We start from the raw sequence: 10,526 nt of genomic DNA, 5'->3' as shown, positions 1-10,526 counted from the left end.
CACGGAAGAGCCGCCCAGAGTTGGGCGGCTCTTCTGCATTTAACCCGTGAGGTCCTGACGAGCGCCCGCGGGATGCCTAGGCTGGGTCGATGGGGAACCGACTCGGCGACGCGCTCAGCCCGTACCTGCGAGCCCACGCCGGCAATCCGGTCGACTGGTATCCGTGGGGCGAAGCCGCCTTCGAGGAGGCGCGACGGCGGGACGTGCCCGTGCTCGTCTCCGTCGGCTACGCCACGTGCCACTGGTGCCACGTCATGGCGCGCGAGAGCTTCAGCGATCCCGAGATCGCCCGCGTGCTCAACGACCGATTCGTCGCGATCAAGGTCGACCGCGAAGAGCACCCCGACGTGGACGCGAGCTACCTGGCCGCGGCATCCGCCTTCACCAGGGATCTCGGCTGGCCGCTCACCGTGTTCACCCGGCCCGACGGCCGGACGTTCTACGCGGGCACGTACTTCCCGCCCCGGGCCGTCCAGGGAATCCCGTCGTTCGCCGACGTGCTCGCCGCGGTCGACGAAGCCTGGCGGGAGCGGCGGGAGGACCTCGATCGGACGGCGGACGCCGTCGGCGAGGCGCTCACCGCGGCATCCGTCGCCCGCACCGAAGGCGACCTGCCCGACCGCGCCGCGCTCGAGCAGACGGTCGCCACCCTCGCGCAGGGGGAGGACCGGCAGTTCGGCGGATTCGGCAGCGCCCCGAAGTTCCCCGTGGCGCCGGTGCTCGCCTTCCTCACCCGAGCCGGCGGCGACGCGCGCGAGCTCGCCGCGCGGACCCTCCGCCGCATGGGCGCGTCGCCGCTCCGCGACCCGGTCGAGGGCGGCTTCTTCCGCTACGCGACCCGGGCGGACTGGAGCGACCCGCACTACGAGCGCATGCTCACCGACAACGCGCTCCTGCTCTCGGTCACCGCCGAACTCGCCACCGGACCGGACGCCCCGGCATTCGCCGACTCGTTGGCGGGCGGCCTCATCGACTTCCTCATCGAGCGGATGCAGCTGCCGAGCGGTGGGTTCGCGAGCGCCCAGGACTCAGAGAGCGTGATCGACGGGCAGCGCAGCGAAGGCGGCTACTACCGCCGGGATGCCGCCGGGCGCGCCGAGCTCGAACCGCCCGCGCTCGACGCGAAGGTCCTCACCGGCTGGAACGGGCTCGCCATCGGCGCCCTCGCCCGCGCGGGATCGGTGTTCGGTGATGCACGCGCGATCTCGGCCGCGCGCCGCGCCGCCGACTTCGTCCTGGCCACCCACCTGCAGTCGGACGGACGCCTCGCGCGGGCCTCGCTCGACGGCGAGCTCTCGGACGCGGTCGCCACGCTCGAGGACACGGGGATGCTGGCAGGCGGCCTGCTCGCGCTGGCCACGGCGACCGGCGACGTGCGGTACGCGACCACGGCGCGCGAGCTGGTCGACGCGGCGGCCGCGGCATCCGGTGACGACGACGCGTTCGCCGCGCCGGGCGGACCCGACCCGGTGCTTCGCGCGCGCGGTCTGGCGCTTCCGGCCGACCCGGCGGAGGGGGCCGCCCCGTCCGGCATGACGGCCTGCGCGGCGGCAGCCTTCGAGCTCTTCGCACTCGGCGCCGGGGACCGGTACCGCGATCTCGCCGAGCGGGCCATGCGCTCCGTCGCGGGCATCGCGGTGCAGCGTCCGATCGCCTTCGGCGGCGCCCTCGAGGTGATGACCCGACTGGCCACCCCGCTGGTACAACTCGTCACCGTGACGAGCGACGGGACCGATGCGCGCGACGGGGAGCTCGTCCGCGTCGCGCGGCGGCAGGCGGCATCCGTCTCGGCGTTCGTCACCGAAGCCCAGGCGAGGGACTTCGCGGAGGCCGGCTTCGAGCTGTTCGACGGGCGGACCGCCCGCGACGGCGGCGGGGCGGCGTACCGCTGCCGCTCGTTCGTGTGCGCGCTGCCCGTGTCGACCGGCGAGGAACTCGCCGCGCTCGGCGACGCCGAACCCTGATCCGTACGATGGACGGGTGACCACGACCGACGTGCCCGCCCGGATCGCGCCCGCCCGGATCGCGCTCGCGGCGGTCGTCGATGCCGTGCTCATCGTGGCGTTCGCGATCGCCGGCCGGTCCAGCCACACCGAAACGCTCGACGCGGCCGAAATCTGGGCCACCGCATGGCCGTTCCTGGTCGGCGGGGCCGCGGGGTGGCTCGCCGCGCGGGCATGGCGACGGCCGACGGCGCCGTGGCCGACCGGCGTCGCGGCGTGGGTCGGCGCGGTCGCGATCGGCATGCTGCTTCGCGCGGCCAGCGGTCAGGGCACCGCGGTGCCGTTCGTCATCGTCGCGACGCTGACGCTCGCGATGCTCCTCGTCGGCTGGCGCGCCGTGGCCGCCCTCGTCACACGGCAACGAGCACGCCGCGCGGCGGGCTGAACCTCACCAGGTCGACGGCACCCGCTCGAGCATGCTCCACACCGCGCGGCTCAGCTCGGGGTGATCGAGCGCGATGTCGCGGAGCACCTCGAACTCGAAGCGCGCCACGTCGCCGCGCCGAGCGGTCGGATGATAGGCGCGCGCTCGGGCCGGGCTCCAGCGCTCGGAGTGCAGCCGCTCCTCGCGGAGGGTCGCGACGACCTGCTCGTCCACCGACGGCAGCTCCGGGAGGAAGGTCCAGGGGTCCTCGCCCATGCGGCAGCGCAGCTCGATGAGCGCGGCGAGTTCGTCGCGTGCGTCCTGTCGCAGGCGTTCCAGCGTCGTCGGCTCCGCCATGATGCGACCTCCCCTCGCTCGTCCGATGGTAACCGACCGTACGCGGCGCGTGTGTCGGCGGGGTTACGCGCCGACGTCCGGCATTGACGGCGGATGTCGCTCAGATGACGATCCGGGAACGTCGCGGCCGGCTGGTTGAATGGGGGCGTGAGCACCGACCCCGCGCCTCCCGGCGTCCCCGCCGACGGACCGGACCTCGGCGCGGTCGACGCCCTCGCGCGCGACCTCGCCGCCGCCCGGTTCACCGTGTCCGCGATCGAGGCGCTGTGGGAGCGCGGCGCCCGGTCGGACGCGACGCACCCGGGATCGGCGCTCCGCCGCGGACACCGCGTGCCCGCGCTGCGCGCCCTCGAGCACGCCGGACCCGACGAGCAGGGCCTCGCGACGCTCGTGCGCTGCTTCGTGCTCGGGATGCCGGTGGCATCCGACGCCCTCGCCTCGGCACTGCCGGCCCTGGACCTCGGCGGCGCCGAGCGACTCGGCCTCGTCGCGGTCGACGGCGAGGTCGCCTCGCCGCGAGTCGACCTGCGGCCGTACGCCTTCGCCGACGCGAGCGGCGAGGGGGAGTGGTGGATCGCCTCGGACCTCGGGGAGCTCGCCACGGGCGGCGCGCTGCCGGAGGAGTACGTCCTCGGCGTCGGCGGCGCCTCCCTGACCCTGAGCGGGCTGCTCCTGCCGCAGCATGTCGAGGCGACGCTCGACCTCGGGACGGGCTGCGGCATTCAGGCGATGCACGCGGCGCGGTTCAGCGACCGTGTCGTGGCGACGGATGTCTCGGAGCGGGCGCTGCGCTTCGCCCGGCTCAACCTCGCGCTCAATGGGATCGAGCGCGTGGAGCTGCGCCTCGGCAGCCTGTTCGAGCCGGTGTCCGGCGAGCACTTCGATCGCGTCGTGTCCAACCCGCCGTTCGTCATCACGCCGCGACGCGACGGCGTGCCCGTGTACGAGTACCGCGACGGCGGCATGGTCGGCGACGGGCTCGTCGAAGCGGTCCTCCGCGGGACGGCCCAGCACCTTCGCCCGGGCGGCGTCGCCCAGCTCCTCGGCAACTGGGAGTACCGGCGGACCGCGGACGGCCTCGCCGACGGGCTCGAGCGGGTCACCGGCTGGCTCGCCGAGGCGGGACTCGAGTACTGGGTCGTCGAGCGCGAACGGCAGGACCCCGGCGAGTACGCCGAGACCTGGATCCGCGACGGCGGCACGCGGCCGGGCACGCCCGGGTTCGAGGCGATGTACTCGGCCTGGCTCGACGACTTCGCCGCCCGCGGCGTCGAATCGGTCGGGTTCGGATACCTCCTGCTCCGGCGGCCCGCGGCGAACGCGACGCCGCGGCTCGCCCGCGCGGAGCGCCTCCACGGATCGCTCGGCGAGGGCTCGGGCGGGTTGGCGTCGCACCTGGCCGAGTGCCTCGGAGCCATGGACCGCATCTCCGGACTCGACGACGTCGGCCTGCGGGCGGTCCGGATCGCCGTCGCGCCCGACGTCACCGAGGAGCGGCACCACTGGCCGGGCGCCGAGCAGCCGGCCGTCATCCTGCTGCACCAGGGCGGCGGGTTCGCCCGCACGGTCGACGCGGGCACGGGTCTCGCGGCCCTCGTCGGCGCCGCCGACGGGGAGCTGCCGGTCGGCGTGCTCTCCGACGCGATCGCCCAACTGCTGGAGGTGGATCCGACCGAGCTGTGGGAGGAGCTCGGCCCGGCTGTGCGCGAGCTCGTCGCCGGCGGGCTGCTGCGACCCGTCGACTGAGCGGGCGCGGGCCCCGGCGCGACCGCATTCGGCGTGCTTCCGGCGGGCGGCGGTATTCTCGTGCTCGCCCACCGAAAGCGAGCCCATGCCCGACAGCCCCCTCTCCGCCTCCCCGTACGAGGTACTCGGCGTGCCCGCCGATGCGGATGCCGCCCAGCTCCGCCTGGCGTACCGCCGCGCCCTGCGGCACGCCCACCCCGACACGGGTGGCGACGCGGCCACGTTCCATGCCGTGCAGGCCGCGTGGGAGCTCGTCGGCACCCCCGAGGCGCGTGCCGCATTCGACCGGGGCATCCGCACGACGGCGCCGTCGGACGCCCCGCACGACCCGTTCGCGCCGGCCGCCCCGCGGCCCCGCCGCGACTCGCGGCCGCTCGCGCGCTCGTACGGGCACCCCGGCGGCTTCTCGCGCGAGCAGTACCTCGCGCTCATCCGCGAGTGGGCGGGTCGCGGCGTCACGCTCGACGACCCGTACGACCCGGCGCTCGTGCGGAGCGCGCCCCGCGACATCCGTCACGTGCTCGCCGACGCGCTCGCCGAGGAGGAGACGGCGCGCGCGCTCTCGACGCTCGGCATCGCGTACACCGTCTGGCACGACCTCGCGACGGACGCCGGAGGACCGGGGCTGCCGCCGAAGCTCGACCACCTCGTGCTCGGCCCCACGGGGCTCATCGCGATCCAGTCCGAGGACTGGGGCGGTCCGGTCGCGCTGAAGCGCGGCGAACTCGTCGGCGACGCGCTCGCCGGCGAACGGCCGATCCGCGCGCTCGCCGCCCGGGCCAAGTCCGTCACCCGTCCGGCGAAGGTGAAGCCGACCGCGCTCCTCGTGGTCGTGCCCGACGAGCACGCCGCCGTGCCCCTCGAGGTGGGTGGCACGAACCGCGGCGCCGCGGTCGCCCTCGTGCGCCGGTCGCGGCTCGCAAGCGCCATCCGCGACGGGATCCCCGGCTCGCCGCAGCTCGGCGGCGTGGACTCCATGGAGGTGCGGGCGCGGTTGCAGGCGACGGTGCGCTTCGCCTGATCGCGTCCCGACGTGGCGCACCGGTGGGGGAGGATGGAGGGATGGGCATGCCTGACGTCGACGCGTACATCGAGGACTTCACCGCATTCGTGACGGCATCGCCGTCGTCGTACCACGCCGCCGCCGAGGTCGCGCGGCGGCTGGAGGCCGCCGGGTTCGAGCGGCTCGACGAGCGGGACGCCTGGCCGACGGGCGCGGGCCGCCGGGTCGTGGTCCGCGACGGCGCCGTGATCGCCTGGGTGCAGCCCGAATCGGCGGGCGCCACGACCCCGTTCCGGATCGTCGGCGCGCACACGGACTCGCCGTCGTTCAAGCTCAAGCCGAACCCGTCGAGCGCAGCGGCCGGACTGTCGCAGGCGAACGTGGAGGTCTACGGCGGCCCGCTGCTGAACTCCTGGCTCGACCGCGAGCTGCGCCTCGCGGGACGCCTCGTCACCCGCGACGGCGCCGAGCACCTCGTCGCGACCGGGCCGCTGCTGCGGATCCCGCAGCTCGCGATCCACCTCGACCGCGGCGTCAACGCCGACGGGCTCACCCTCGACAAGCAGCGGCACGTGCAGCCGATCTGGGGCGTGGAGGGCGGCCCCGAGCCGGCCGACATCGTCGCGCACCTGGCCGGACTCGCGGGCGTGACGCCCGAGGACGTCGTCGGCCACGACGTGCACGTCGTCGATGCGGCCGCTCCGGCGCGCTTCGGTCGGGGTGACGTGTTCCTCGCCTCCGGCCGCATGGACAACCTCAGCTCGGTGCACGCGGGCCTCACCGCCCTGCTCGATGCTCCGGCCGACGCCGGCCACGTGAGCGTGCTCGCCGCGTTCGACCACGAGGAACTCGGCTCCGAGTCCCGTTCGGGCGCGAGCGGCCCCTTCCTCGACGACGTGCTCACCCGCATCGGCGCCGGACTGGGAGCCGGCGTGGAGGAGCGCCGCCGCGCGTTCGCCGCGTCGTGGCACGTCTCGAGCGATGCCGGTCACGCCGTGCACCCCAACTACCCCGAGCGACACGATCCGGTGAACCGTCCGGTGCTCGGCGGCGGGCCGCTGCTGAAGCTCAACGCCAACCAGCGCTACGCGACGGATGCCGCGGGCTCGGCCCTGTGGGCGGAGGCCTGCCGCGCGGCCGGCGCGGGCATGCAGCCCTTCGTGTCGAACAACGCCATCCCGTGCGGCTCGACCATCGGTCCGCTGACGGCCACGCGCCTCGGCATCCGCACGGTCGACGTCGGCCCGCCGTTGCTGTCGATGCACTCGGCCCGTGAACTGGCGCACGTCGACGACCTCGCGGCGCTCGGCGCGGCGCTCGGCGCCTTCCTGTCGCACGCCTGACCGGCGGGCCGCCCGACCCGAGGTTGGCGGGATCTCGCGCAATCTCGGCGCGAACCGCGAGGACGCCGTCGACCCGCGGGTGCGAGCATCGGGGCATGACCTCGACCCTCCCCGCCCCAGCGCTCTTCGACCACGCCGCCGCACCGGAGGAGGCCGCGCGCCACTTCCGGGCGCGCCTCGGCTTCGAGACCGACGTCTCGGACGTCGCCGCGGCGCTCGCCGCCGACGAACCCGGCTTCGTGCTCGTCGACACCCGCAGCGAGGCGGCGTGGTCGGCGGGGCGGATCCCCGGCGCCGTGCACCTGCCCGGTCGGCGGATCGCGGAGGCCGCGCCGGAGCTCATCGCCCCCGGGATTCCGGTGGTCGTCTACTGCTGGGGGCCGGGCTGCAACGGCGCCACGCGCGCCGCCCTCGCCTTCGCCACCCTCGGCCATCCCGTCAAGGAGATGCTCGGCGGGTTCGAGTACTGGGCGCGCGAGGGCTTCGCGGTCGAGCGCGACGGCGGCACGGAGCGGCATCCGCTCGACCCCCTGACGAACGTCGCGGCGGCGGCGGACGCCGTCGAGTGCGCCTGCTGACCGGCGTCGTCCGGCGGGCAGGCGCACGCGGCATCCGTCAGCGCAGCGGCCCTCGGCGGGATTCGAGCCAGAGCGTGTGCTCGCGCAGGCCGTTGCGCACGGCCGCCTTGACGATGAGATAGCCGATCCAGAGGCTGAGGGCGATCGTCGCGAAGTAGACGATCACGCCGATCAGCAGCGCGAAGGTGCTGACGCCGGCGACGACGTCGGGGTCGATGTTCGGGTCCACCCCGTTACCTTGGCAGAGCGAGCGGCCGGAGAGAAGGGACCCGTACGGGGGACACCCGCGCGGGATCCGGCGTCAGCACTCGATGACGTTGACCGCGAGGCCGCCCTCGCTGGTCTCCTTGTACTTCGTCATCATGTCGATGCCCGTCTGCCGCATGGTCTCGATCACGGTGTCGAGGGAGACGACGTGCGTGCCGTCGCCGTGCAGGGCCAGTCGCGCGGCGGACACGGCGGTCGACGCCGCGATGGCGTTGCGCTCGATGCACGGCACCTGCACGAGCCCGGCCACCGGGTCGCACGTGAGGCCGAGGTGGTGCTCCATGGCGATCTCGGCGGCGTTCTCGATCTGGCGCGGGGTGCCGCCGAGCACCGCGCAGAGCGCGCCGGCGGCCATCGCGCACGCCGAGCCGACCTCGGCCTGGCAGCCGCCCTCGGCGCCGGAGATCGAGGCGTTCTTCTTCACGAGGCTCGCGATCGCGGCCGCCGTGAGCAGGAAGCGGCGGACGCCCTCCTGGTCGGCGCCCGGCACGAAGCGCAGGTAGTAGTGGCCGACGGCGGGGATGATGCCGGCCGCGCCGTTCGTGGGCGCGGTCACGACGCGGCCGCCCGACGCGTTCTCCTCGTTGACCGCGAGCGCGAACGCGTGGAGCCATTCCGTGGAGGTGTCGCGGACGTGCTCGTCGCGGTCGTACTCCTCGAGCCGGCGCCGGACCTCGGGGGCGCGACGCTTCACCTTGAGGATGCCGGGGAGCACGCCCTCGGTGCGCAGGCCGTGGTCGACGCACTCGGCCATCGCGGCCCAGATGGCGTCGAGACCCGCGACGATGCCCGACTCGCCGTGCACGGCGACCTCGTTGCGCCAGGCCACGTCGCAGAAGCTCACGGCGTGCGCGTCGCACAGGTCGAGCAGCTCGGCCGCGGTCGAGTACGGCAGCGGATGCCGCAGTGCCTCCGCCTGCTCCGGGGCGTCGCCCTCGCGGCGGATGAAGCCGCCGCCCACCGAGTAGTAGGTCTCCTCGGCGAGGGGGAGTGCGTCGTCGTCGCCCCACGCCTGCAGCGTCATGGCGTTCGGGTGGCCGGGCAGGCGCGTGCGCGGCTCGAGGGAGACGTCGTCCCGGGTCATGGAGATCGGGTGCATGCCGGCGAGCCGGACCTCGGCCCCGCCGGAGCCGAGCCTCGCCCAGGCGCCGCGCACGTCGTCGGGGTCGCAGTCGTGCGGCGTGAGGCCGGCGAGGCCCGCGACGACCGCGTCGGGCGTGCCGTGGCCGAGTCCGGTCGCGCCGAGCGAGCCGTACAGGGAGCAGCTGACCCGCCGGACCCGCTCGAGCGTGCCGTTCGCCTGGAGCGTCTCGACGAACGTCCGAGCGGCCCGCATCGGCCCCACCGTGTGGGAGCTGGAGGGCCCGATCCCGATCGAGAAGAGGTCGAGGGCTGAGACGAACGCTGTCACCAGTCCAGCCTACGTCGCAGCACGCGCACGGTTCTCCCGATCGATCGAAGAATCGTGCGCGCACCCGCGATCCCACTGCGGATGCCGCTGTGCCGACCGCGCCGGTGCTTTTAACGGATAACGGCAGAAGTTGTGCATCCGACCGACAGGTATTCACGCCAGCCGTTGACATCCGCTCGCCGTCGGGAATAGGGTCGGCTGCGACAAGATATGTCGTCGCGTGCAACATATTGATTCGCTCCGGCGGCATCGGTCCGTACTCGAAGGGGAGAAACGACCTATGAAGCAACATGTCCAACGCGCGGTGACCGGGCTCTGCGCCGCGGGAGTCGCGCTCGGCCTCGGCGTCGTCGCCATGCCCGCGCAGGCGGCCGACGACGACTACCGCGTGCTCGTCGTAGGCGAGACGCTCGGCTTCCGGCACTCGCACATCGACGACACCACCAACGCGATCATCGCCCTCGGCGAGGAGCACGGGTTCGCCGTCGACGTGTGGGATCCGCCGCAGGGCACCTCGCCGGGCCAGCCGTCGCTGACGCTGCCCAGCACGCCGTTCACGAGCACGGCCGACCTGTCGAAGTACGCGACGATCATCTTCGCCTCGCCGGTCGACGCGACGAACAACCTCGACCCCAACCGGCCCCGCCTGCTGGACGACACCGAGCTCGCCGCGTTCCAGGGCTACATCCGCGGCGGCGGCGGCTACGTCGGCCTGCACGCCGCGACGGACTCGATGCACACGGTGCCGTGGTACAGCGAGCTCACGGGCGGCAGCGCGCGCTTCCGCAACCACCCGGCGCAGCAGACCGCGACCATGCGCGTCGAGAACCCGTCGCACCCCTCGACCGAGATGCTGCCGACCGAGTGGGTGCGCTTCGACGAGTGGTACAACTTCACGACCAACCCGCGGGACAAGGTGCACGTGCTCATCACGCTCGACGAGTCGACCTACAACCCCGGCAGCGGGCGGATGGGCGCGGACCACCCGATCGCGTGGTGCCACAACTTCGAGGGCGGCCGCTCGTGGTACGAGGGCGCCGGGCACACCGATGCGTCGTGGCACGACCCGCTCTTCCTCGAGCACATCCTCAAGGGCATCGAGTGGACCGCGGGCGTCGTGACCGGCGGCGGCGACTGCGTCACCTTCAACGAGGTGGGCGAGATCGTCGGCGGCCTCGGCGACGGATCCGTCCGCGTCGACAAGCTCGGTGCCGACGTCACGGCCTACCTGGACGCCGCCGAGGCGGCGGCCGACGCGGGCGACCACGCGGGTGCCATCGCGGTGCTCCGCCAGGCGAAGGGCAAGGCGCACGGCCTGCAGGACGAGGTCCTGGTCTCCAAGATCGCCGATCTCATCGAGTGGCAGGAGGGCCTGCTCCCCTGAGCAGGACCGGCCGGTCGTGGGGGGGGGGGGGGGGGGGGGCGGGCGCGCCCCCCCCCCCCCCCCCCCCCCC

The 10,526-nt window shown here is 74.1% G+C and carries 10 protein-coding genes; 7 read left to right on the top strand and 3 right to left on the bottom strand.

Annotated features, from left to right (window positions below; genetic code table 11):
• Positions 1-89 precede the first annotated feature (89 nt).
• Together M1L56_RS15795 and M1L56_RS15790 are read left to right on the top strand one after the other, a co-directional pair.
• Positions 90-1,964 (top strand): thioredoxin domain-containing protein, encoded by a 1,875-nt coding sequence (locus M1L56_RS15795; protein WP_248599959.1) that lies wholly within the window; start codon positions 90-92, stop codon positions 1,962-1,964.
• 16 nt (positions 1,965-1,980) lie between these two features.
• Positions 1,981-2,388, top strand: coding sequence for a DUF3054 domain-containing protein (locus M1L56_RS15790; RefSeq protein ID WP_248599958.1), 408 nt, complete (start codon positions 1,981-1,983; stop codon positions 2,386-2,388).
• 3 nt (positions 2,389-2,391) lie between these two features.
• Here M1L56_RS15790 and M1L56_RS15785 read toward each other — a convergent pair whose 3' ends face one another.
• Positions 2,392-2,724: a hypothetical protein gene (locus M1L56_RS15785; RefSeq protein WP_067949864.1), complete on the bottom strand. Its 333-nt coding sequence runs from the start codon at positions 2,722-2,724 to the stop codon at positions 2,392-2,394.
• Between the two features lie 147 nt (positions 2,725-2,871).
• Between M1L56_RS15785 and M1L56_RS15780 the strand changes: the two genes are divergently transcribed.
• The 4 genes from M1L56_RS15780 (at position 2,872) to M1L56_RS15765 (ending at position 7,394) form a co-directional block, all read left to right on the top strand.
• Positions 2,872-4,470, top strand: a complete 1,599-nt coding sequence (locus M1L56_RS15780; protein ID WP_248599957.1) for a methyltransferase — start codon at positions 2,872-2,874, stop codon at positions 4,468-4,470.
• Positions 4,471-4,555: 85 nt separating this feature from the next.
• The gene (locus tag M1L56_RS15775) at positions 4,556-5,491 is read left to right on the top strand and encodes a DnaJ domain-containing protein (protein WP_248599956.1); all 936 of its coding nucleotides are present in this window, start codon (positions 4,556-4,558) and stop codon (positions 5,489-5,491) included.
• 47 nt (positions 5,492-5,538) lie between these two features.
• Positions 5,539-6,816: a M18 family aminopeptidase gene (locus M1L56_RS15770; RefSeq protein WP_248599960.1), complete on the top strand. Its 1,278-nt coding sequence runs from the start codon at positions 5,539-5,541 to the stop codon at positions 6,814-6,816.
• A 95-nt stretch (positions 6,817-6,911) separates the two neighbouring features.
• Positions 6,912-7,394, top strand: a complete 483-nt coding sequence (locus M1L56_RS15765) for a rhodanese-like domain-containing protein (RefSeq protein ID WP_248599955.1) — start codon at positions 6,912-6,914, stop codon at positions 7,392-7,394.
• A 37-nt stretch (positions 7,395-7,431) separates the two neighbouring features.
• Here the strand turns inward: M1L56_RS15765 and M1L56_RS15760 are convergent, their stop codons facing one another.
• Together M1L56_RS15760 and M1L56_RS15755 are read right to left on the bottom strand one after the other, a co-directional pair.
• Positions 7,432-7,623, bottom strand: a complete 192-nt coding sequence (locus tag M1L56_RS15760) for a hypothetical protein (RefSeq protein ID WP_067949873.1) — start codon at positions 7,621-7,623, stop codon at positions 7,432-7,434.
• A 72-nt stretch (positions 7,624-7,695) separates the two neighbouring features.
• A complete protein-coding gene (locus M1L56_RS15755) occupies positions 7,696-9,072 on the bottom strand; it encodes an L-serine ammonia-lyase (RefSeq protein ID WP_248599954.1) in 1,377 nt (458 codons plus the stop codon).
• 280 nt (positions 9,073-9,352) lie between these two features.
• On the opposite strand from M1L56_RS15755, the gene M1L56_RS15750 reads away from it, so the two are divergent.
• Positions 9,353-10,456: a ThuA domain-containing protein gene (locus M1L56_RS15750; protein ID WP_248599953.1), complete on the top strand. Its 1,104-nt coding sequence runs from the start codon at positions 9,353-9,355 to the stop codon at positions 10,454-10,456.
• Positions 10,457-10,526 lie beyond the last annotated feature (70 nt).

The sequence above is a fragment of the Agromyces sp. C10 genome (assembly GCF_023217995.1).
GTDB classification, from domain to species: Bacteria; Actinomycetota; Actinomycetes; order Actinomycetales; family Microbacteriaceae; genus Agromyces; species Agromyces indicus.
The sequence above is the reverse complement of the archived record's forward strand: the minus strand, read 5'-3'. Positions and strand labels throughout refer to the sequence as shown.

Excerpts from the sequence above, each read along its gene's own strand:
- M1L56_RS15795 (WP_248599959.1), top strand. The coding sequence starts at position 90 with ATGGGGAACCGACTCGGCGACGCGCTCAGCCCGTACCTGCGAGCCCAC.
- M1L56_RS15785 (WP_067949864.1), bottom strand. The coding sequence starts at position 2,724 with ATGGCGGAGCCGACGACGCTGGAACGCCTGCGACAGGACGCACGCGAC.
- M1L56_RS15775 (WP_248599956.1), top strand. The coding sequence starts at position 4,556 with ATGCCCGACAGCCCCCTCTCCGCCTCCCCGTACGAGGTACTCGGCGTG.
- M1L56_RS15770 (WP_248599960.1), top strand. The coding sequence starts at position 5,539 with ATGCCTGACGTCGACGCGTACATCGAGGACTTCACCGCATTCGTGACG.
- M1L56_RS15765 (WP_248599955.1), top strand. The coding sequence starts at position 6,912 with ATGACCTCGACCCTCCCCGCCCCAGCGCTCTTCGACCACGCCGCCGCA.
- M1L56_RS15750 (WP_248599953.1), top strand. The coding sequence starts at position 9,353 with ATGAAGCAACATGTCCAACGCGCGGTGACCGGGCTCTGCGCCGCGGGA.